This window comes from Phaeobacter italicus (assembly GCF_001258055.1).
In the GTDB taxonomy this organism is placed as follows: Bacteria; Pseudomonadota; Alphaproteobacteria; order Rhodobacterales; family Rhodobacteraceae; genus Phaeobacter; species Phaeobacter italicus.
This window is the reverse complement of the sequence record NZ_CVRM01000011.1, coordinates 207,264-227,813: the sequence shown is the minus strand read 5'-3', so window position 1 is coordinate 227,813 and position 20,550 is coordinate 207,264. Positions and strand designations below refer to the sequence as shown.

Sequence of the window (20,550 nt, the reverse complement as noted above, 5' to 3'; positions counted from 1 at the left end):
GGCTACAGGCTGCGGTGCAATCAGTCAGAGCCCTGATCGCGTTTGGCGCGGCGGGCCTGACGGATCGCGCGGATGCGCTCGCGCTCTTCGATGGCGGCGCGTTCTTCTTCGGTCATGGGTTGGCTTTTGCCACGCCCCTTGCCGCGCGCACGTTTGCTGACGGCATCTAGCCCTGCATCAACGCCTGCGTTCACGGCACGCCCGACAACGCGGCGCAGGATCATGCGGAAAATCTGCTCAATGTTCATGATGCGGGCTCCTTGGTCTGCTCTGCCCGCTGACGCGGGTCGTTGTGACGGGCTCTGTCAGGCGACCTAGCCCAGAAATGTGGTGATTTCCAGGCACGGCTGCGTCATCCGCTCTGCCCGCCCCTGCCCGGATGCAAAAACGGGGCCCCTGTTGAGGGCCCCGCCTGTCTGAGGGGGCTGATGGCTGACCCTAGTCTTCGAACAGTTCTGGCTGTTCCTCGATCTCGTCGCTGTCGCCGCGTCCACCCAGCGGCAGGCTGCCCGGTGGTGGGCGGTTTTCCAACAGACCGGCGGCGCGCAACTCCTTGAGGCCGGGCAGATCGCGGGCGCTTTCCAGTCCGAAGTGGTCAAGGAAAGTGGGCGTCACGACAAATGTCACCGGTCTGCCCGGTGTCATTTTGCGGCGGCCAAGGCGGATCCAGTCCATCTCTAGCAGTTGGTCGATGGTGCCACGCGAGACCGAGACGCCGCGCACCTCTTCGATTTCGGCGCGCGTGACGGGCTGATGGTAGGCGATGATCGCCAGTGTTTCGATCGCCGCACGAGAGAGTTTGCGGGTCTCGACCGTTTCCTTTTGCATCAGAAAGCCGAGGTCGGCAGCGGTGCGCATTGCCCATGCGTCACCAATGCGGACCACATGCACGCCGCGCCCTTCGTAGCGTTTGCGCAGATGCTCCATCGCGGTGCCCGGTTCGCAGCCGTGAGGCATGCGGGCTTCGAGATCGCGGATGGTGACCGGTTCGGCGCTGGCAAACAGCACCGCCTCGACCATGCGCTCCTGTTCGGCCATCGGCGGTGCCTCAAACAGGGTTTGGGTTTCTTCCCCAGCGGTGTTCTGGCTGTGGTCGTCCATCAGGTATCCTTGTCACGAATGCGCAGCTGGATGGGCGCATAGGTCTCGCTCTGTCGCAGTTCCAGGTGGCCTTCCTTTACCAATTGCAGCGAAGCCGCAAAGGTGGAGGCCGTGGCGGAGCGGCGTTTCATCGGGTCGGAATGCCAGCCCTCGGGCAGATAGGTCAGCATGTCGGTCCAGCTGCCGGTGTAGCCGATCAGATGGCGCATCCGGTCAAGCGCCTGTTCCATCGTAAAGATCGCCTCGCGGTCCAGCACGAACGGGCGGAAATCATCGCGGGTGCGAATGCGGGCATATGCCTGCATCAGATCCAGAAGATTGGCCGAATAGCTGACGGTGCGGATGCGGGTCACATCCTCGCCCTGACCGCGGGCAAAGAAGTTGCGCCCCAATTGGTCGCGCGCCATCAGCTTTGCGGCGCAGTCGCGCATCGCTTGCAGACGCTCCAGCTGAAAGGCCAGATGCGCGGCCAGTTCCTCGCCTGAGGGGCCTTCTTCTGTTGGGTCGGGCGGCAGCAGCAGGCGGGATTTCAGGTAGGCGAGCCAGGCCGCCATCACCAGATAATCGGCGGCCAGCTCGATGCGCAGCTCATGCGCCTTTTCCACAAACGCAAGATACTGGCGGGCCAGTTCCAGCACGGAGATGCGGCGCAGGTCGACCTTTTGCGTGCGCGACAGAGACAGGAGCACGTCCAACGGCCCCTCATACCCGTCCACATCCACAATCAGCGCTTCGGCGGCGAGCCGCTCTTCGACGCTAACCTCTTCGTCTTCAAACAGTGTTTCAGCCATATACCTGTCCGCCCATGAGGGCTGATAGTTCGGCCTCAGCCGCCGCTGTGTCAAGCATGGCGGGGCTGCGGCGGGCTGCTTCGGCACGTTCAGCGCGCGCCTGAGCTGCCGGTGTCATCTCGCCTGCGGCCTCGGCCACGGCGGTGCGTTGATCGAGCGGGGCATTGCAGAACAACACAACGTCACAACCGGCCGCGATAGTGTCGCGGGCAATATCTGCGGCTGTCCCCTGCAGCGCCTTCATCGAGATGTCGTCGCTCATGATGAGGCCGTCAAAACCGATATCTTCGCGCACCACCTGCATCACCGTCGGCGAGAGCGTGGCGGGGCGTTCATCAAGGGCCTCATAGACCAGATGGGCCGTCATCCCCATCGGCAGATCGTTCAGAGCGCGGAAGGCTGCGAAATCCTCTTGGCGCAGCTGATCCAGTGGCGCGCTGATCCGGGGCAGATCAAAGTGGCTGTCCATGCTGGCGCGACCGTGGCCGGGGATGTGTTTCACCACCGGCACCACACCGCCATCAAGCAGACCGTCAGCGGTGGCGCGGGCGTTGGCGACAACGGCCGCAAGGTCGCGACCGTAGCAGCGGTTTTGCAAGAAGGGATGGGTGTCCTTGCTGGCGACATCCGCCAAGGGTGCACAATTGCTGTCGATCCCCACCTCGCGCAGCTCTTGTGCGATCAGCCGGGCGCGCAGATACATGGCGCGGCTTGACCCCTCGCCTGCGGCCTGCACGTGATCCAAAGCGGGCTGCCACTGGCGCGCAAGTGGCGGGCGCAGGCGCTGCACACGTCCACCTTCCTGATCCACGGTTATCAGACAGTCACGCCCAACCGCCTCGCGCAGCTCATCACACAGCGCTTGCGTTTGCGCAGCGCTTTCGATGTTGCGGGCAAACAGGATGAACCCAAAGGGATTGACCCGCTGAAACAACGCCTTTTCCTCGGCGCTGAGGCGGGTGCCTTCGGCATCTAGAATTGTGGCTCCGTATGGCATTGCTGTCCTCTTGTGCTGGGGCGCTGATACATCAGCGCAGGTCGGTGCGCCATGGCAGGATCGTTAAAACAGACAGGGTTACGGCAAGAGATTGCCATCTTTGCCGTCAGACCCAACGACAAACGCCCGGCTGGAGCCGGGCGCGAGAGAGCTTGAGGCTTGGCATGGGCCTAGCGGGTTGTGACCGGGATGCAGTCGGCGTTGCCTGCAACCAATGCAGAGCAGAAGCGTCGTGCATCGGACAGATCCGCAAACCCCATTGCCCGCAGCCGGTAGAAGGTCCGCCCGCCGCTTTCGGCGCGCTGGATCACCCGTTTCTTGCCTTCGAGGTAGTCGCCAAACCGGCCAGAGATTCGATCCCATTCCGCGCGGGCGACCTCTGCGCTTTCATATGCGCCGAGCTGCGCCAGTCGCGTGCCTGCAGGCAGGCTGTCGGGCGACACTTCCTGGGTGCTGCGGCTGACCGGCGCGGGAGCAGCTGAGCGGGTGGGCGAGAACCGAGCAGGACGGGCAGCCGGGCGCAGCGAAACGCGCACGCCGGGGGCATTCAGCAGCGCCTGATTGGGAGCCGGGGCAACTGCGGCCACGGTGACCGGCTGGATCGGCTCTGGCTGAACGATGACAGGTGCTGCGAATGCAGAGAGTTCCTCGGCGCCTTGCAGCGTCGCATTATCAAGCGGCTCCACACCATCGGTGAGCTGCGCGACAAGCGCGTCGATTTCACCGCCCTGATAGGCGGCAACCGCCTCTTCGGACAGGTCTGCGGATGTGGCAGGGGCGGCAGTCTGCGGCGCATCAACGCGCAAAGAGGCCTGCATGGGCTGGTCGTCTTCGGCCAGATCCACAGCCGGTGGCGCCAGTGTCAGCCGGTCCGCCGGGCTTTCGACGTTGCCGTTTGCGGCCACCGCGTTCACGGCGAGCCCCTGATGATCGGCAGGGCGACCACCGGGGTTTTCGGGCTGCACACGCAGCGGTCCCTCAACCGCGCGCACAACCGGCACGCCAGAGACATCGCGCGAAATCAGCTGGTAGCCCCAAAGGCCGATCCCAACCACAAGCGCCAAGGAGGCAACGGCGCCCAGAACACTGAACGCCTTTGACAGACCGGCACGCCCTGCCCCTGCGGGTTCGGGGGTAAAGCCGTATTCGTCATAGCGGTGCCCCTGCTCCATCCCCGGTCCGCTGTAAGCCTCATGACCATCGGCGTTGTACTGCGGCGGTTCGGGCTGGGCGAAATAATTGACGGCAGGCGCCGGTTCCACACGTGGGGCGACATAGGCATCAGCCTGCGCTTGCGGCTGCGGCTGATCTGTCAGGCCAGGCTGAAACGGTGTGGTGGGTTGCTGCGCAAAGATGCGCAGATTGCCCGTGCTTTGGGACTGCGCTGCCTGGAACTGGGTGTTCACCGGCTGCTGCGGTTCAAGCGGGGCCTGGGTGTTCAGAGGCTGAGGCTTGCCAAAGATGTGGCGCGGATCTGACGGATGGAGCTGGGATTCGCGGGTGTCATGGGAGGGGGCCGCATCGCGGTCCTCTCCAACATTGGAATACGACTGGCCGTGACCTGCCTGCGTAAAATACGCCATTTCCGCCTCACTGCCCGGCAACGGCGCGCTGACGCGCCGACCACGGGTTCTAATTGATGATCTGCCTCGATCCGGCGGCCTGGGCGATTTTGTTACCGCATCTCCTGCGCCGGTGTGACCCCAAGAATACCAAGACCGGCAGAAATGACAATGGAAACGGTTTTTGCCAGAGCCATTTTCGCATGTGTTGCAGAAGCGCTGCTCTCATTAACAAAACGTAAACCTTCATTCGTTTTGCCAAGGTGGTAGAGACCGTGCAGTTCGGATGCGAGATCATAGAGGTAGAAGGCGACGCGGTGGGGTTCGTTTGTGCGCGCTGCAATTTCCACCAGACGCGGCCATTCCGCGATCTTTTTGGCAACCGCCAGCTGGGCGTCGTCGTCCAGAAGGCTCAGGTCTGCGGCCGCGAGGGTTGCGTCATCGACGGCAATCCCGGCCTCTTCGGCCTTGCGCAGGCTCGAGCAGATCCGCGCGTTGGCGTATTGCACGTAAAAGACCGGGTTGTCCTTGGACTGCTCAAGCGCCTTGTCCAGATCAAAGTCAAAGCCCTGATCGTTCTTGCGGGTGAGCAGCATGAAGCGGGTCACATCCGGGCCGACCGCATCCACCACGTCACGCAGGGTGACAAAGGTGCCTGCCCGCTTGGACATTTTGAATTCCTGACCGTCCTTGAACAGCTTGACCAACTGACACAGTTTGATGTCCAGCGGCACTTTGCCTTCGGACAGGGCCGAAACTGCGGCCTTCATCCGTTTGACATAGCCGCCGTGGTCGGCGCCAAAGACGTCGATCAGCATGTCAAAGCCGCGCTCTACCTTATCGTAGTGATAGGCGATATCCGGCGCGAAATAGGTCCAGGCGCCATCGGATTTCTTGACCGGGCGGTCCACGTCATCGCCGTGATCGGTGGATTTGAACAGGGTCTGCTCGCGCGGTTCCCAATCGTCGGGCTTCTTGCCTTTCGGCGGCTCCAGCACGCCCTCGTAGATCAGCCCCTTGTCATCGAGGCTCTTCAGCGCGGCTTCGATCAGACCGGTTCCGTACAGGGATTTTTCCGAGAAGAATTTATCCATCTTCACACCGAGAGAGGCCAGATCCTCGCGGATCAGGTCCATCATCGCATCGGTGGCGAAGTTGCGGATTTCTTCCAGCCAGACCTCTTCGGGCTGGCCCACGTAGGCATCGCCCACCTTGGCCTTCAGCGCCTCGCCTACCGGGACGAGATAATCGCCGGGATAGGTGCCGTCGACAAAGGCGACCTCTTGCCCGTGGGCTTCGAGGTAGCGCAGGTAGACGGAGCGTGCGAGCACATCAACCTGCCCGCCGCCATCGTTGATGTAATATTCGCGCGTGACGTCAAAGCCCACGAAATCCAGCAGGCTTGCCAGCGCGTCGCCAAAGACCGCGCCGCGGGTGTGGCCGACGTGAAGCGGGCCAGTCGGGTTGGCCGAGACGTATTCGACGTTGACCTTTTTGCCCTCGCCCATGTTGGAACGGCCAAAGTTGGTGCCTTCGGCCAGAACATTGGACAGCACCGCCTGCCAGCTGCCCTGGTCCAGACGCAGGTTCAAAAAGCCGGGGCCTGCGACCTCTGCCGAGGTGACACGTGCGTCAGCGGCCAGTTTGGTGGCGAGCGCCTCAGCGATATCGCGCGGCTTCATCTTGGCGGGTTTGGCCAGCACCATTGCGGCGTTGGTCGCCATGTCCCCATGCGCCGCATCACGCGGTGGCTCTACCGCGACATTGGCAAAATCGAGCCCTTCGGGCAGGGTGCCCTCGGCCACCATTGCATTGAGGCAGTCAAGCACAAGCGAGCGGATATCGGTAAAGAGGTTCATGTCTGGCGTCCCATTGGTTCGGCTTTGCGGATTATCACGCCCAGCCCAATGGTCAACCCCGCAGCCACGCCGAGGGGCCTGCAGACAGGGGTGGCGGCCGCAAAATGGGGTGCAAAGCGGCAGGAACTGCGGTGGAGTATCGCCGTGCTCAGGCCACCGGCGTGCCGGTCACGGGCAGGCGTCCCCATTCGGTGATCTGATAGCGGCGCAGCGAGGCGACGTAGTAGGGATCACGCAGGATCAGGCGCTCGACCTCATCGCGGCTTTCGGCCTCGACGTTCCAGATGGCGCCCGGGAAATCCTGCTGCGGGCGCATGGCAAGCGCGCCACCGATTTGCAGCTGCGGGTTGGCACGAACAAAAGCGATATGGGCATCACGGCGGGCGCGGTCGGCCCGGATCCGGGCCATTTCGGGGGCGTCCTGAAACGTTACGGTCCAATGTGTCATGCGTCTGCTCTTGCTGCTGGCGGTTGGGTCGCGGTCTTTCCTGTTAGAAAAAGGAGAAACGTGGCGCATCGGTAGGGCCAGTTTGCGCAGGTCTTACCGCCAGTCGGCAATCAGCGCCCGCGCAGACGCGACGTCAGCCAGCCTCACCCGCCGCCAGCTGCCATCCCGTTTCAAGCGGCCCGGCCCTGTCCTGCCATATCCTGTGCTGTCCCGCCCTGTCCCGTCCCGTCCTGTCTTGCCCTGCCCCGTGCGACCCGGACGCACCCCAGCGATCAGCGGTGCAGCTCTGCCTCGGCGCGGGCGGCCTCTTCGGGAAACAGGCGGCGGTGCTCTTGCAGGGCGAAACGGTCTGTCATCCCGGCGATGTAGTCAGACACCACCCGCGCCAATGCGGTTTCATCCCCCGCTGCCGCGATATCGCCCTGCCAGCGATCCGGCATGTCCTGCGGATTGGCCAGAAAGTGGGGAAACAGGGTTTCCACGACCTTGGAGACCTGCGCGCGTTTCCGCATGACGCTGGGCGCCCGGTACATGCGCGTGAACAGAAAGGCCCGGATTTCCTTCAGATCCGGCCAGAGCCTGTCGGAAAACACCACCACCGGCGCGCCGAGATTGCGCACGTCTTCGACGCTTTGTGCGCCGCTGTCGGACAGGCGCTGTCTGGCGCCATCGATCACGTCGCTGACCATCACGCCAAAAACCCGGCGCAGCGCTTCATGTCTGCGGCGGCGACGATCCAGCCCCGGATAGCGGCTGTCCACTGCGCGATAGGCTGCACCGATCACCGGCAGGTCAGCGATATCATCGTCAGTAAACAGCCCCGCCCGCAGCCCGTCGTGCAGATCGTGGTTGTTGTAGGCGATATCATCTGCCAGCGCGGCCACCTGCGCCTCTGCGCTGGCGTGGGTGTGCAATTCCAGATCGACGGCGGCATTACATTCCGCAAGCGCCCACGGCAGGTCTCCCACGACGGGGCCGTTGTGTTTGGCGATGGCCTCCAGCGTTTCCCACGTGAGGTTGAGCCCGTCGAATTCTGCGTAGTGGCGTTCCAGCGAGGTGACGATGCGGATGGCCTGTGCGTTGTGGTCAAAGCCACCATAAGGCGCCATCAGCGCATGCAGCGCGTCCTCGCCCGTGTGACCAAAGGGCGTGTGGCCCAGATCATGCGCCAGCGCGACCGCCTCTGTCAGTTCCTGATTAAGCCCAAGCGCCCCCGCGATGGTGCGCCCCACCTGCCCCACCTCGATCGAATGGGTGAGCCGGGTGCGATAGCTGTCGCCTTCGTGTTCCACAAAGACCTGTGTCTTGTGCTTGAGGCGACGAAAGGCGCTGGCGTGGATGATGCGGTCGCGGTCCCGTTGGTAGGGAGAGCGGAAACTGCTTTCTTCTTCGGGGACTTGCCGGCCGCGGCTGCGGTCGGGCATTGTCGCATAAGGCGCGTAGCTCACTAATCTTTTCCCGGTCAATCTTGTCCCTTTGACAACACCTTTCTATATTATGGGGGCTGCTGCAACTGGGCAGTGACTGGCTTTGGAGACCTGACATGCAATTGCCCCCGAAAGTGACCGAGCGCGCCTTTGCACGGCTGGCCGAGATTGGGGCCGCCGATCAGGGCAAAGCGCTGCGCGTGGCTGTAGAAGGCGGCGGGTGTTCGGGATTTCAGTATGAAATCGCGCTGGACGCCCCGCAGTCCGATGATCTTGTGCTGGAAGGCCAGGGTGAAAAAGTCGTGGTGGATGAAGTCTCGCTGCCGTTTCTGGAAAACGCAGTGATCGATTTCACCGAAGAGCTGATCGGCGCGCGATTTGTGATCGAAAACCCCAATGCGACCTCCAGCTGTGGGTGCGGCACGTCGTTTTCGATGTAAGCCACAGCTGCCTGGCGTGGGCGCGGGATGACTATGGGCTGCCCTTTGGGTGGCCCTTCTGCATTGAACGGCGCGGTTTTTCATCATGCAGATGTTTTTGCCCCTGGGCCGTTATGACATGCGCCTTGGCCGTGGCCTCGCCCTGCCTGCAGAAATGATGCCAGAAGCGGGCGAAGTGATCGCTGCTGTGTTTTGTTTCGGCCAGATGGGCGGCGGCGGTCTGTCCCATCGTGGTGGTGATATGCGCAATGGCGTCGTCCACGCGGGCAGATCCCCCCTGCAAGAGCCACAGGGACAACGGTGCCAGCAAGCCCGTCGCTTGAGAGGCGCGCACGCTCAGCGGGCCGCCGCGCCACCCCGTCAGGTCGGCAAACGCGCCTTGCCCGGCCTGTCCCCGTGCCGCCACAGCGCGCCACCAGTGGCCTACGAAAAACGCGTGGTAGTCATCCGCCCCCACAACCGGCGTTGCGAGCAGGCGATACGCCCCAAGGCTGCGCTGCAATGCCGCCTCCCATAGCGGCGGTGGGGGCTGGTCGAGATAGCGCAAGGCTATGCAGACCTCTGCCACCAGATCCCAGTCACAGTCGAGATAGGCCCAGAGCCCCACATGGATCAGGCTTTGTGTCGCCGTTTCAGGCAGCGCGGCGCATCTGCGGCCATAGTCTGTCAGGTAAAACACCACATGGGTCAGCTCATAGGCGCGGCGACGGTCGGGGATGGCAAAGCCTGCCGTATCGCTCGCAAAGCGGCGAAGACGGCTGCGCAGGCCTGCATGTTTCCCACCCGGATCCGGCAGCAGCACAGCCCGGCGCGCCAGCAGGTGCTGCGCTTCGGCGCGCTGCAGATCGGACAGTTCACCACAGACCAGCCCGCGCGTCGCGATCCAATGCGCCAGTTGGCTGCCCGTGTCGGTCGCGCCGCCTGTCAGATCCTCGTAATCCAGACAGATCGACAGGATGAAACGATAGTATTGCGGGAAAAATTGCAGGCGGCGGGGGGCGGTTTCAACGAAGGGCCGCAGATGCGCGAGGGCTGCCTCTCCCCCGTCGCATCTGCTGTGCCCGGTGCTGTTGAGGATCCCCAACAGCTCGGCGTTTTCCTTGAGCCAACCGACCTCCAGCTCATCCCGGCGGTGGCGTGCCATGCTTTCCACCAAGGGGGCCCAGGGCGCGCTGCTCTGACCTTTGCGAGTGAGGGGGTGCCCCACGTGTGCAGGACCTGCGTCGAGGGCCGCATCTGTGTCCTGCCGCTCAGGGCGCTTTGGAAAGGTCAGAATGGTCGCCATGTCAGAAAACGCCGCACTTGCGCCTGATGGATCAGCTCCCCGACGAAAAGAGACCGCTGGCGTCCCCTGTCAGGGCGGCCTGATCGTCGGCGGGTGCGGACCCTGATGAAAACAGCCCCGTTCCCCCGCCCTGATGCAGGGCTGTATCTGCCCTGTCTGAGCCGGACGAAAACAGGCCAGTGGCGGCGCCCGTCAACAATGAGGCGCCTGCCCCTCGCGAAGAGAGGGCGGGTAGTGTGGCAGCGGTTTGTTGTGGTTTCATTTTTGGTCTCCCCCAGAACAGAGTGATGCGGCCAAGAGCAACAGGCAGCCCGTCACCGCAAGCGGAGCCGACAGATGATCTGCGAATGGCCCTGCTCCCTTCAAGGTTGAGTTGCCGCGGGCGCCCCACAAGCCAGAACCGTACGAGCCGGGTTATTTTATGCTGCGCTGATGGTGCAGCTTCTTTTGCTAAAGTGCCCCGCAGCCGTCAAAACCCCGGCTGCATACAGGTTGATCACAGCTTGCCCACAGAACCATCCACAGCCGCACCAGCACAAAGGGGCGCCTGCCGGTGCCTTCCTGTCCTGTCAGCAATGCAAAACGCTGGGTGTCAGCGCCGCGTGTTGAGGGGATCGATTCGGCGCCGCCTGTTTGGTCCGCCCGCCAGTCTGGTCCACGTCTGGTCCGCCAGTCCGGTCCGCGGCACACCAGCAGAGCCACTTGCCCCGCAGTGTCAATTGGGCGATAGATCGGGGCCAATTGCGCGACAGATCGGGCACCCCGACCCAGGCAGGAGACCGGATATGAAAATTGCCACGTTCAACATCAACGGCATCAAGGCCCGCATCAACGCCCTGCCCGAATGGCTGGACGATGCGCAGCCCGATGTGGTTGTGCTGCAAGAGATCAAATCCGTGGACGAGGCCTTTCCGCGCGAGCTGTTTGAAGATCGCGGCTATAATGTCGAAACCCATGGCCAAAAGAGCTTTAACGGCGTTGCCATCCTGTCAAAGCTGCCGCTGGAAGATGTGCGCCGGGGCCTGCCGGGGGACGACAGCGACGAACAGGCGCGCTGGATCGAGGCCACCGTGGTGGGCAAACAGGCGATCCGGATCTGCGGGCTTTACCTGCCCAATGGCAACCCTGTTGAGCTGAACGCCGATGGAACCCCGGTCGAGGGGGGCAAATACGCCTACAAGCTGGCCTGGATGGAACGGATGCGGGCCCGTGCGCAAGCGCTTTTGGATGAGGAAATGCCTGCGCTGATGGCCGGAGATTACAACATCATCCCGCAGGCCGAAGACGCCAAGAAGCCAGAAGCCTGGCTTGAAGATGCCCTGCATCGCCCCGAAAGCCGCGCCGCGTTTCAGCGCATCGTCAACCTCGGCTTTACCGAGGCCTTTCGCGCCCGCCACCAGGGCCCGGGTCATTATTCATTCTGGGATTATCAGGCCGGAGCCTGGCAGCGCAACAATGGCATCCGCATCGACCATTTCCTGCTGAGCCCGCAAGCAGCAGATCTGATGCTGGATTGCCAGATCGACAAGGATGTGCGCGGCCGCGACAAACCTTCAGACCATGTGCCGGTCTGGGTGGAACTGGATATCTGAGGTGAAAACAGCCCCTGCTTAGGCAGGGGTGACAACCGGACCGCTGGAATCTGCGTCCCCGTCTTCGCCGAGCGGCTGATGCCCGGCGGTGACGTCATGGCCGTAGATCCAGTCGAACTGGCGCACCATTCGTTCCGGCGCAAGACGCCCGCCAAGGCGCAGGATCTGATGCGCAGGCCAGGCCAGCGGCTGGCGCAGATGGTACTTCCATGCATTGCCCGTGGCAGCATCCACCACTTTGGCGGCGCGCTCGCGGCGGCGCAGTTGATAGCTGGCCAGCCCCTCTTCGAGCGTCGCAGCGCTGCGCAGGGCATCCACCAGCACCCAGGAATCTTCCAGCGCGAGATTGGCCCCCTGAGCCATGAACGGCAGTGTTGGGTGAGCGGCATCACCCAGAATCGCAAGATTGCCCTTGTGCCAGTTCTCGGCCACCGGATGGCGGAACAGGCCCCAAAGCGCCACGTCCTCGACCTGCTCCAGCAGGCCCGCAGCATGACCGCCGAACCCGGCAAAAGCGGCGCGCAGGTTTTCGGGATCGTCCTTGTGGCTCCAGCTTTCTTCGGCCCAGCCCTTGCGTTCCTGCACGGCGACAAGGTTCATCAGCCCGCCGTCGCGCAGCGGATAGGTCACAAGATGACGACCGGGGCCCATGTAGACCTGTGCCTCTGGCGGATGGTTGTTGAGATTGGCAACCGTCGCGCGCCAGGCCACCTGACCGGTGAACCGGGGGGCAGACGCCCCGTTCAGCGCGATGCGTGCGCGGGAATGAAGACCATCGGCACCAACAACCAGATCACCGCCACATTGTGCACCGTTGGCCAGATGCACGACAGACCGCTGCGCGACGCTGATCCGGTCCACCTTTTGCAGCAGACGCACCCGCACCCCGCGGCGGCGCACCGCATCGGCGAACAGTCCGATGAGGTCGGCGCGATGCACAAAATAGAAATTCTGCCCCGGCGAATAATGATCGAGATCGAGCCGCAGCACCTCGCGGCCATAGCGATGGCTGCGCAACACGACAGCGCGGCCGCGCTGGGAACACCAGGCCAGATCGTCGGCCAGCCCCAACGCGCGCAGCACGGCAACGCCATTTGGGCTCACCTGGATGCCGGCGCCCACCTCCGCGATGGCGTCCGCCTGCTCCAGAACAGTCACCTTTGCGCCCTGCTGGCTGAACGCAAGCGCCGCCGCCAGGCCACCGATGCCCGCACCGATGATGGTGATTTTCTGGTCCTTGAGCTTCATTCTGTCCTGTTACCCGTGTGTTCCACCTGCCCCGCGCGGCGAAACGATGCCCCCAGATATACGAAAAACGCCGGAGCAAAAGGCCCCGGCGTCAGAATTTTTTCAGATTCGCAAGAAAATCAATCGTCGCGGTGCACTTTTTCGCGACGCTCGTGTCTTTCTTGTGCTTCGAGGCTCATTGTGGCGATCGGGCGTGCGTCCAGTCGCTTCAGCGAGATCGGCTCGCCGGTGACTTCGCAATAGCCGTATTCGCCTTCGTCGATGCGGCGCAGGGCTGCGTCGATCTTGGCCACGAGCTTGCGCTGGCGATCCCGGGTGCGCAGCTCCAGTGCTCGGTCGGTTTCTTCGCTGGCGCGGTCCGCAACATCGGGGATATTGCGGGTGTTATCCTGCAGGCCCTCGATTGTGTCGCGACTGTCGGACAGAAGATCCTGTTTCCATTCGTGCAGCTTGCGTCGGAAATACTCAAGCTGACGGTCGTTCATGAAGGGTTCATCGTCAGCTGGACGATAGTCATCCGGTAGAAACAGCTCTTGCTTCATCTCACTACCTTTGGTCTGCCCCATTCTGCCGGTCTCTCTCAGTATTAATTACAAAACACAGCGGTCTCCCCCCGCATGTCGCAGCGTTTATCCCCAAAGCGGCCGATTGTCACTACACAATAGTACGCACAAAAGGGTAAAACCGCCGCAGAAACGCCACCGTGCGTTGTGGACAGGCAGAAGGCGAGAAAGTGATGCAGTTTCAGGGCACAAAGGATTACGTAGCGACAGATGACCTCAAGATTGCGGTCAATGCGGCGGTCACGTTGGAACGTCCGCTGCTGGTCAAGGGCGAACCGGGCACCGGAAAAACGGAATTGGCACGCCAGGTCGCCGATGCGCTGGGGCTGCGGATGATCGAATGGAACGTCAAATCCACCACCCGCGCGCAGCAGGGTCTGTATGAATATGACGCCGTCAGCCGCCTGCGGGACAGCCAGCTGGGCGATGAGCGCGTTCACGACGTCAAGAACTACATCAAAAAGGGCAAGCTCTGGGAAGCCTTCGAGGCGGATGAAAAGGTCGTGCTGCTGATTGACGAGATCGACAAGGCCGATATCGAATTCCCCAATGACCTTTTGCAGGAACTCGACAAGATGGAGTTCCATGTCTACGAGACCGGCGAGACGATCCGCGCGCGCCAGCGCCCGATCATGATCATCACCTCCAACAATGAAAAGGAACTGCCGGACGCGTTTCTGCGCCGCTGTTTCTTTCACTACATCCAGTTTCCCGATGCCGACACCATGCGCAAGATCGTCGAGGTCCATCACCCCGGCATCAAGGACAGCCTGCTGACCACCGCGCTGACACAGTTCTATGAGATCCGCGACACTGCCGGGCTGAAGAAGAAGCCGTCGACATCAGAGGTGCTGGACTGGCTGAAGCTGCTCCTGGCGGAGGATCTGAGCGCTGAGGATCTCAAACGCGACGGCGCAGACGCGCTGCCGAAACTGCACGGCGCGCTGCTGAAGAACGAACAGGACGTGCATCTCTTTGAACGGCTCGCCTTCATGGCCCGCGGCCGCCGCTGACCTGCCCGACAGCATGACAGACAAAAAGGCCCGCCCCCGTCGCGGGCCTTACTTGTTCGCGGGGGCCTGTGGCGCACTGGGATGGGGCTGGGAGAGGACTGGGATGGGATTGGGCATCCGCAGCTACTCCGCCAAGGCACCTTGGGTGAGGCCCGTCGGGATAGAGCGTTCCGGGTTCAGAGTGACGGAAGCGGATAGGTTTGTGGTGCCCAACGGCAGCGGGACGTTCACAGTTTGTGGTCAGCCAACCTTTACGCGAACAAGCGATAGCTGACCTTCGTCACGCAGGTTGCAAAGGGTTTTGATGCGGGACACAAGAGTCGTCGCTGCACGTCTTATCAACTGGTGTGATGTGAAGACGAAGCAGCTCTGCCCTCCCGCCAGCTTCCAGTTTCTTATCCTCATGACAAATTATCCTAGCACACACAATTAGGCCATATAATCAAGAAGGGATCGCGACTAGGTTGAGTGGGAATCTCTAGGTTTGTGGTATGACACTTCGTTTCAGGCAGACATTTACACTTTTCCCCGGCGTTCGCATAAACATCGGCAAGCGTGGCATCAGCACGAGCATTGGCGATCCGGGTGCCTCCGTCAACATCGGTCGGCAAGGCGTCCGCACTACGGTCGGAGCACCGGGAACCAGCTCGTCCTACAGCACTCTCTTGGTTCCCGTCGGCAAGACACCTCGCGCTCCAGCCCCACAGCCTGACCCTGAGCCAGAGAGTTTCACCCATCCACCTGTGGGAAATCCTGCGGCTGGTAATAACCCAGCGTCGGCAAAGGTCTACATGCCCCAAGCGGAGATGAACGAAATTGCCAGCGCTTCGGTCGAAGTACTAACCAGCAGTTCGCTGATCCCTTTGCGTGACCTGATAGCGAAAGCGCGCGAACAGCAGTCGCAGGTCAAGTCTGACTTGAAGGAGGCCCGCGATGAGGAAGCGAAGCAGCAAGGCGAACTGAACCGCCGCGAAACGAGCTTGTTCCGTTGGTTCTACAAGAAGCGCATTGCTGACCTGCCTTGCGCCCCATGTTGTGGCCGGGGCGGTCTGGGGGGCTCAGTAGGCCTCGCGCAGGAAGCGTTCTACACGCTCGGGGTCGTCCTCGATCATGCGCAAGAGGATGCGGGCGGGGCGTTCGGGCAGGCGGCGGCCCTGTTCCCAGTTGCGCACCGAGCCGAGGCGAAAGCCGAAGTGGCTGCAAAACCGCTCCTGCGACATGCCAAGCGATTTGCGCAGGCGTACGACATCGACCATAGGCACTTCGCGGCTGGCGACGGTTTCCAGCGGCGCGGTGCCTGCAATATCCGCCTCCATCTCGTGCAGGGCCTGCGCATCACGCGCCGCCTCGCGTGACTGGGACGCCTGGGGCGCGGAGATCTCTGCCGTGTGTTTATCCGGTCTTGCTGTTTTTGCCGTTTTTGCCATGTCAGCCCCCCTCCTTCAGCAGGGACACGATCCGTGACTTAACCACATCAACCGCGATATCGCGGACCAGCTTGGCCCCATCTGCCATGCGACCACCCAAACCGCTGGCCGGTGTGCGGCGGTGAAGGCGCAGGATGTAGACCAGCAAGAGATCCGGGCTGGCCTGATAAAGCCGGTAGCGCAACACCAGATCGCCGCTGTGGTGATGGTAATCCTCGTCCGTTTTGCGCCCGATCGTGGGGTCGCGCACCAGGGTGGCGATCAGGCGGGCCAGCTCATCCTCGTCCAGATAGGCATGGATCGCATCCTCGATCGCGACCTGTGTGATGCGGTAATCCACCCGCAGGCAGTTGTGGTTCTCTTTGCGAATATACGCCATTGGCGTAGCCTTTTCAACCTGCGTGCATCGGCGACCCTGAGGACGGTTGGGGCGCTTTCATCAAATATCCGTGGCACCGGGGTCCGGTGGGTGGCAAAATCAGCCAAGTATCTGCATGGTCATAGCATTGATTTTTAACCCTGTCTTGGCACAAGCTTGGGCCACAGCAACAGGAGATGCGGCTTGCCTGCCACCTGCACCACCCCTGCCCCACGCCACGCCCTGCCCCGCAGGCTTGCCGCTTTGGCGTTGTGTTGCGCGATGGCTGTGGCAGGCTGCGCACCCCAAGGCGGCACCCCGCCTGACCGGGCACGTCGGGATCTGGCGCCTTTGGCACCAGCCAAGAGCTTTGCCCGTGCGCACCCGGTCGCACCTGCACGGGCCAATGCCGATATTGCCCGCGATTTCCTTGATCTGCATTTCCGCCTGGAAAGCGGCACGGAGCTGGCGGTCTTCAGCCGCTTTGAAGGGCCCATCACGCTGCGTGTGACGGGGCGGCCCTCTGCCGGGCTGATGCGGGACCTTGAGGGGCTGATTGCCCGGTTGCGCCGCGAGGCCGGGCTCCGCATCAGTCTGACCACGGCAGAGGACGCCAACATCACGATCGAGGCGGTTTCGCGCAAGGCGATCCGCCAGGCCTCGCCGCGGGCGGCCTGTTTCGTGGTGCCGAACGTGACCTCGCTCAAGGAGTTTCGCCGCAACAAGCGACGTCCGGCCACCAATTGGGCCAATCTGCGCCAGCGCACACGGCTGGCGATCTTTGTTCCAAATGACGTGAGCGCGCAGGAAACCCGCGACTGCCTGCATGAAGAGATTGCCCAGGCCATTGGCCCGCTGAACGATCTCTACCGGCTGTCGGATTCGGTGTTCAACGACGACAACGTGCATACCGTTCTGACGGGTTTTGACATGCTGATCCTGCGGGCCACCTACGCACCAGAGCTGCGCACCGGGATGCGCCGGGCAGAGGTTGCCGCCCGGCTGCCTGCGATCCTGGCGCGGATGAACCCGGCCGGACACAACCGTGCCGCCCGTCCGCTACCGGCGACCCCACGCAGCTGGATCCGCGCGACCGAAGGCGCCCTGAGCCCCAGCGTGTCCCGCGAGGCGCGTCTGGCCGCAGCCCATCGCGGGGCCGCCATTGCGCGCGATCTTGGCTGGCAGGATCATCGCCGCGCCTTTAACCACTATATTCTGGGGCGCATCCTGCAACGCGAAGACCCGGTTCTGGCGCAACGCCATTTTGAAACCGCGCTCAGCTATCTGCAGGGCAGCCACGACAGCCCGATCTTGCGCGCCCGCATCGCGACGCGCATGGCGGCCTTTGACATCACCCGCGGGGCGGGCCGTCAGGCGCTGGCACGCATCACGCCGTCGCTGCCGGTCGCGGCGCGCAGTGAAAATGCGGTTCTGTTGTCGACCCTGATGCTGTTGCAGGCCGAGGCGCTGGATCTGGAAGGGCAAACTGACGCTGCGCGCGCGGTCAGGCTGGACAGCGAAGGGTGGGCGCGATACGGCTTCGGCTCCGATTGGGCGGTACGCGGCGCCATGCGCGAGATCGCAGCCCTGGCTCCGCCACGCTGATCGGAAGGGGCCAGGTCTGGTGGGCGCAGCTGCGCTTGACCTGCTGGCGCAGGGCCCCATCTGAGACACGAATGTTCAAATAGACGGACCTTGGCATGATCGTAATCGGCGCACTGATCCTTGGCGCAATCCTGGGGGCCCTTTCGGCCAAAAAACGCGGCGGCAACACCGCTGATTTGCTGCAATATGGCGCTGTATATGCCATCGGCTTTGGTATTGTCGGGCTGCTTGTGACGATTTTCGTCGACCGCGCGCTGATGTGATCCCCTTTGGGGCTGCGCGCCTGACCTGACGCCGCCGAACGGAGACATCCATGTTTCAGCCCTTCTTTGAAAACCTGCGCAAGGCCGCGATCCCGGTGTCGTTGCGGGAATATCTGACCTTTCTCGAAGGACTGAAGGCGGGTCTTGCGACCTATGACATCGAGGCGTTCTATTTTCTGGCCCGCGCTGCGATGGTCAAGGATGAGCGCAACATCGACAAATTTGACCGGGCGTTTTCGGCCTCCTTCTCCGGGCTGGAAGAGCTGCCCGCCGAGGCCGTTCTGAATGCTGTCGACATCCCCGAAGAGTGGATCCGCAAGATGGCGGAAAAACACCTGAGCGAGGAAGAGCGCCGCGAGATCGAGGCGCTTGGCGGGTTCGACAAGCTGATGGAGACGTTGAAGGAGCGGCTGAAGGAGCAGGAAGGCCGCCATCAGGGTGGCAGCAAGTGGATCGGCACTGCAGGCACCTCTCCCTTTGGGGCCTATGGCTATAATCCCGAAGGGGTGCGCATCGGCCAGAAGGAAAGCCGCCATCAGCGCGCTGTAAAAGTCTGGGACAAGCGCGAATTCAAGAACCTGGATGGCGATGTCGAACTGGGCACCCGCAACATCAAGGTCGCGCTGAAACGCCTGCGTCGCTGGGTGCGCGAAGGCGCGGCGGAAGAGCTGGACCTTTCGGGCACCATTCGCGCCACTGCGGAACACGGCTATCTCGACGTGAAAACCCGCCCCGAACGCCACAATGCCGTAAAGGTGCTGCTGTTTCTGGATGTGGGCGGGTCGATGGATCCGCATATCAAGGTGGTTGAAGAGCTGTTCTCTGCCGCGCGCAGCGAGTTCAAGCATCTTGAATATTTCTATTTCCACAACTGTCTTTACGAGGGGGTCTGGCGCGACAACCGCCGTCGCTGGGACGCGCAGACCCCAACCCATGAGGTGCTGCGCACCTATGGGCCGGACTACAAGTGCATCTTTGTGGGCGATGCCTCTATGTCGCCTTACGAAATTGCCTACCCCGGCGGGGCCAACGAACATTGGAACAAGGAAGCGGGCCAGGTCTGGCTGGAGCGTGCCCGCGCGCAATGGTCCTCGAACCTGTGGATCAACCCGGTGCCAGAGGCATATTGGGGCCACACCCATTCGATTCAGATGATCCGCGAGATTTTCAACGACCAGATGGTGCCGATGACCTTGGCCGGGCTGGAGCGCGGGATGCGCGAGTTGACGCGCTGACCGGCAGCACCGCGCCACCCGACTTGCCAAGTTGGCCGCCCTCGGCTAGATCAGTCGCAGCGAATTGGAGATTTTATGTCCTGGTGAAAATGGGGCGGCAGAGGCCTCCCCGGATTGCAGATTGCTCCGGAGTTGACGCGCTGCCCTGTCGGGCAGGCGACAGGAGTGGTTTGCGCACGCTTCACCTGACACCTAGATCCAGGCCAGACCTGCGATCCGATCATGAAAGATTTTCCCAATGATCCGGGATTACTCCCAATTCCTCTCTTCCGCTGAGAGCACGAAACCCGCCCCTTCACCGCTGGAACAGCTGGGGTGGCAATCATTTTTTGCCCGCCAGACCGATCTGGATGAAATGGCCAGCGCCCCGCCTGTGCGCATCACCGAAGTCAACCGCAACGGGCTGCGCGCCCTGGGCGATGGCGTGGATCTTGTGATCCCGCCCGGACCCGAGGCAACGGTGGGCGACTGGTTGATGCTGAACAGGGAACTGCCGACCCACAGCCGCATTCTGGAACGCAAAAGCCTGATCCGGCGACGCGCCCCCGGCAAGGATCGCAAGATCCAGCTGATTGCGGCCAATATCGACACGATGTTTGTCGTGACCTCCTGCAATGCCGATTTCAATATCGCCCGACTGGAACGGTTCATCGCTATGGCCTTTGACGCCGAGGTCTCGCCGGTCATCATCCTGACAAAGATCGACAAATGTGATGACCCGCAACCCTATATCACCGAGGCGGAGACCCTGTCGGATCATGTGCCTGTTGTGGCATTGAACGCCAAGGCCGATGATGTGGGCGAAAAACTGGGGGCTTGGGTCAAACCGGGCCAGACCATTGCGTTTCTCGGGACGTCCGGGGTTGGAAAATCCACTTTGACCAAGGCGTTGGGCGACGATCTTGATATCGAAACCCAAGGCATTCGCGAAGATGATGCCCGTGGGCGGCACACCACCACGCGACGGCAGCTTTACTTTATCGAAGGGGGCTGTGGGGTGTTGGATACACCTGGGATGCGCGAATTGCAGCTCACCGATGCTGCGGCCGGGGTCAGCGACGTTTTTGCCGACCTCGAAGACCTGGCCACCCAGTGCCGGTTCCGCAACTGCGCCCATGAGGGCGAGCCGGGCTGCGCTGTTCAGGCTGGCATCCAGGCCGGAGAGGTAGACCCTGCCCGCCTGGATCGCTGGCGCAAGCTGGCAGCGGAAGAAGCGCACAACTCGGCCTCGCTTGCCCAGCGACGGGCCAAGGACAAGAGCTTTGGCAAGATGGTGAAAAGCGCAAAGACCGCAAAAGCCGCCAAGAAACGCAATCGCAAGTAGCGCCTTTGCTCA

Annotated in this window: 20 protein-coding genes and 1 pseudogene; 8 read left to right on the top strand and 13 right to left on the bottom strand. The window is 62.4% G+C overall.

What is annotated here, in order from left to right:
• Positions 1 to 20: 20 nt before the first annotated feature.
• The 8 genes from NIT7645_RS04365 to NIT7645_RS04330 all read right to left on the bottom strand — a co-directional run bounded on the left by NIT7645_RS04365 (position 21) and on the right by NIT7645_RS04330 (position 8,206).
• Positions 21 to 248 carry a hypothetical protein gene (locus NIT7645_RS04365; RefSeq protein WP_008561385.1) on the bottom strand — a complete coding sequence of 76 codons (228 nt, stop codon included), beginning with the start codon at positions 246 to 248 and terminating at the stop codon, positions 21 to 23.
• Positions 249 to 438: 190 nt separating this feature from the next.
• Positions 439 to 1,101, bottom strand: a complete 663-nt coding sequence (gene scpB / locus NIT7645_RS04360) for an SMC-Scp complex subunit ScpB (RefSeq protein ID WP_008562046.1) — start codon at positions 1,099 to 1,101, stop codon at positions 439 to 441.
• A complete protein-coding gene (locus tag NIT7645_RS04355; protein ID WP_050686219.1) occupies positions 1,101 to 1,892 on the bottom strand; it encodes a segregation and condensation protein A in 792 nt (263 codons plus the stop codon). Before NIT7645_RS04355 ends, scpB begins: the two co-directional genes overlap by 1 nt.
• Positions 1,885 to 2,889 (bottom strand): beta-N-acetylhexosaminidase, encoded by a 1,005-nt coding sequence (gene nagZ, locus NIT7645_RS04350; protein ID WP_008562536.1) that lies wholly within the window; start codon positions 2,887 to 2,889, stop codon positions 1,885 to 1,887. The genes NIT7645_RS04355 and nagZ overlap by 8 nt, the downstream gene beginning before the upstream one ends.
• A gap of 170 nt (positions 2,890 to 3,059) precedes the next feature.
• A complete protein-coding gene (locus NIT7645_RS04345) occupies positions 3,060 to 4,472 on the bottom strand; it encodes an SPOR domain-containing protein (RefSeq protein WP_008561525.1) in 1,413 nt (470 codons plus the stop codon).
• Between the two features lie 92 nt (positions 4,473 to 4,564).
• On the bottom strand, positions 4,565 to 6,310 hold the full coding sequence (gene argS / locus NIT7645_RS04340; protein ID WP_008562941.1) for an arginine--tRNA ligase: 1,746 nt from the start codon (positions 6,308 to 6,310) through the stop codon (positions 4,565 to 4,567).
• A gap of 148 nt (positions 6,311 to 6,458) precedes the next feature.
• On the bottom strand, positions 6,459 to 6,758 hold the full coding sequence (locus NIT7645_RS04335; RefSeq protein WP_037302475.1) for a YciI family protein: 300 nt from the start codon (positions 6,756 to 6,758) through the stop codon (positions 6,459 to 6,461).
• A 272-nt stretch (positions 6,759 to 7,030) separates the two neighbouring features.
• Positions 7,031 to 8,206, bottom strand: coding sequence for a deoxyguanosinetriphosphate triphosphohydrolase (locus tag NIT7645_RS04330; RefSeq protein ID WP_074964214.1), 1,176 nt, complete (start codon positions 8,204 to 8,206; stop codon positions 7,031 to 7,033).
• A gap of 95 nt (positions 8,207 to 8,301) precedes the next feature.
• On the opposite strand from NIT7645_RS04330, the gene NIT7645_RS04325 reads away from it, so the two are divergent.
• Positions 8,302 to 8,625 (top strand): HesB/IscA family protein, encoded by a 324-nt coding sequence (locus NIT7645_RS04325; RefSeq protein ID WP_008560721.1) that lies wholly within the window; start codon positions 8,302 to 8,304, stop codon positions 8,623 to 8,625.
• Between the two features lie 31 nt (positions 8,626 to 8,656).
• Here the strand turns inward: NIT7645_RS04325 and NIT7645_RS04320 are convergent, their stop codons facing one another.
• A complete protein-coding gene (locus tag NIT7645_RS04320; protein WP_050686217.1) occupies positions 8,657 to 9,910 on the bottom strand; it encodes a DUF6902 family protein in 1,254 nt (417 codons plus the stop codon).
• Positions 9,911 to 10,695: 785 nt separating this feature from the next.
• Here NIT7645_RS04320 and xth point away from each other — a divergent pair.
• Positions 10,696 to 11,502 carry an exodeoxyribonuclease III gene (gene xth, locus NIT7645_RS04310; protein ID WP_046210039.1) on the top strand — a complete coding sequence of 269 codons (807 nt, stop codon included), beginning with the start codon at positions 10,696 to 10,698 and terminating at the stop codon, positions 11,500 to 11,502.
• Between the two features lie 18 nt (positions 11,503 to 11,520).
• Here the strand turns inward: xth and NIT7645_RS04305 are convergent, their stop codons facing one another.
• On the bottom strand, positions 11,521 to 12,750 hold the full coding sequence (locus NIT7645_RS04305; RefSeq protein ID WP_050686215.1) for an FAD-dependent monooxygenase: 1,230 nt from the start codon (positions 12,748 to 12,750) through the stop codon (positions 11,521 to 11,523).
• A 119-nt stretch (positions 12,751 to 12,869) separates the two neighbouring features.
• Positions 12,870 to 13,292: an RNA polymerase-binding protein DksA gene (gene dksA / locus NIT7645_RS04300; RefSeq protein ID WP_037302882.1), complete on the bottom strand. Its 423-nt coding sequence runs from the start codon at positions 13,290 to 13,292 to the stop codon at positions 12,870 to 12,872.
• Positions 13,293 to 13,486: 194 nt separating this feature from the next.
• Here dksA and NIT7645_RS04295 point away from each other — a divergent pair, with 194 nt between their 5' ends.
• The gene (locus NIT7645_RS04295; RefSeq protein WP_008562943.1) at positions 13,487 to 14,326 is read left to right on the top strand and encodes an AAA family ATPase; all 840 of its coding nucleotides are present in this window, start codon (positions 13,487 to 13,489) and stop codon (positions 14,324 to 14,326) included.
• Positions 14,327 to 14,817: 491 nt separating this feature from the next.
• Positions 14,818 to 14,922 (top strand): annotated as a pseudogene (locus NIT7645_RS19645) (DUF4236 domain-containing protein); the annotation flags it as partial.
• A 462-nt stretch (positions 14,923 to 15,384) separates the two neighbouring features.
• Here the strand turns inward: NIT7645_RS19645 and NIT7645_RS04290 are convergent.
• Positions 15,385 to 15,753 (bottom strand): helix-turn-helix domain-containing protein, encoded by a 369-nt coding sequence (locus NIT7645_RS04290; RefSeq protein ID WP_008561644.1) that lies wholly within the window; start codon positions 15,751 to 15,753, stop codon positions 15,385 to 15,387.
• Between the two features lies 1 nt (position 15,754).
• On the bottom strand, positions 15,755 to 16,132 hold the full coding sequence (locus NIT7645_RS04285; protein WP_008562373.1) for a hypothetical protein: 378 nt from the start codon (positions 16,130 to 16,132) through the stop codon (positions 15,755 to 15,757).
• A gap of 183 nt (positions 16,133 to 16,315) precedes the next feature.
• On the opposite strand from NIT7645_RS04285, the gene NIT7645_RS04280 reads away from it, so the two are divergent.
• The 4 genes from NIT7645_RS04280 to rsgA all read left to right on the top strand — a co-directional run bounded on the left by NIT7645_RS04280 (position 16,316) and on the right by rsgA (position 20,538).
• Positions 16,316 to 17,716, top strand: coding sequence for a DUF2927 domain-containing protein (locus NIT7645_RS04280; RefSeq protein ID WP_008561699.1), 1,401 nt, complete (start codon positions 16,316 to 16,318; stop codon positions 17,714 to 17,716).
• A gap of 95 nt (positions 17,717 to 17,811) precedes the next feature.
• Positions 17,812 to 17,979 (top strand): hypothetical protein, encoded by a 168-nt coding sequence (locus NIT7645_RS19480; RefSeq protein ID WP_008561732.1) that lies wholly within the window; start codon positions 17,812 to 17,814, stop codon positions 17,977 to 17,979.
• A gap of 50 nt (positions 17,980 to 18,029) precedes the next feature.
• A complete protein-coding gene (locus tag NIT7645_RS04270; protein WP_008559592.1) occupies positions 18,030 to 19,214 on the top strand; it encodes a vWA domain-containing protein in 1,185 nt (394 codons plus the stop codon).
• Positions 19,215 to 19,452: 238 nt separating this feature from the next.
• Positions 19,453 to 20,538, top strand: a complete 1,086-nt coding sequence (gene rsgA / locus NIT7645_RS04265) for a ribosome small subunit-dependent GTPase A (protein WP_008560817.1) — start codon at positions 19,453 to 19,455, stop codon at positions 20,536 to 20,538.
• Positions 20,539 to 20,550 lie beyond the last annotated feature (12 nt).

Coding starts and splice junctions, on each gene's coding strand:
- rsgA (WP_008560817.1), top strand. CDS start 19,453: ATGATCCGGGATTACTCCCAATTCCTCTCTTCCGCTGAGAGCACGAAA.
- dksA (WP_037302882.1), bottom strand. CDS start 13,292: ATGAAGCAAGAGCTGTTTCTACCGGATGACTATCGTCCAGCTGACGAT.
- NIT7645_RS04335 (WP_037302475.1), bottom strand. CDS start 6,758: ATGACACATTGGACCGTAACGTTTCAGGACGCCCCCGAAATGGCCCGG.
- NIT7645_RS04285 (WP_008562373.1), bottom strand. CDS start 16,132: ATGGCGTATATTCGCAAAGAGAACCACAACTGCCTGCGGGTGGATTAC.
- argS (WP_008562941.1), bottom strand. CDS start 6,310: ATGAACCTCTTTACCGATATCCGCTCGCTTGTGCTTGACTGCCTCAAT.
- nagZ (WP_008562536.1), bottom strand. CDS start 2,889: ATGCCATACGGAGCCACAATTCTAGATGCCGAAGGCACCCGCCTCAGC.
- NIT7645_RS04355 (WP_050686219.1), bottom strand. CDS start 1,892: ATGGCTGAAACACTGTTTGAAGACGAAGAGGTTAGCGTCGAAGAGCGG.
- NIT7645_RS04270 (WP_008559592.1), top strand. CDS start 18,030: ATGTTTCAGCCCTTCTTTGAAAACCTGCGCAAGGCCGCGATCCCGGTG.
- NIT7645_RS04290 (WP_008561644.1), bottom strand. CDS start 15,753: ATGGCAAAAACGGCAAAAACAGCAAGACCGGATAAACACACGGCAGAG.
- NIT7645_RS04295 (WP_008562943.1), top strand. CDS start 13,487: ATGCAGTTTCAGGGCACAAAGGATTACGTAGCGACAGATGACCTCAAG.
- scpB (WP_008562046.1), bottom strand. CDS start 1,101: ATGGACGACCACAGCCAGAACACCGCTGGGGAAGAAACCCAAACCCTG.
- NIT7645_RS19480 (WP_008561732.1), top strand. CDS start 17,812: ATGATCGTAATCGGCGCACTGATCCTTGGCGCAATCCTGGGGGCCCTT.
- NIT7645_RS04365 (WP_008561385.1), bottom strand. CDS start 248: ATGAACATTGAGCAGATTTTCCGCATGATCCTGCGCCGCGTTGTCGGG.
- NIT7645_RS04320 (WP_050686217.1), bottom strand. CDS start 9,910: ATGGCGACCATTCTGACCTTTCCAAAGCGCCCTGAGCGGCAGGACACA.
- xth (WP_046210039.1), top strand. CDS start 10,696: ATGAAAATTGCCACGTTCAACATCAACGGCATCAAGGCCCGCATCAAC.
- NIT7645_RS04345 (WP_008561525.1), bottom strand. CDS start 4,472: ATGGCGTATTTTACGCAGGCAGGTCACGGCCAGTCGTATTCCAATGTT.
- NIT7645_RS04305 (WP_050686215.1), bottom strand. CDS start 12,750: ATGAAGCTCAAGGACCAGAAAATCACCATCATCGGTGCGGGCATCGGT.
- NIT7645_RS04325 (WP_008560721.1), top strand. CDS start 8,302: ATGCAATTGCCCCCGAAAGTGACCGAGCGCGCCTTTGCACGGCTGGCC.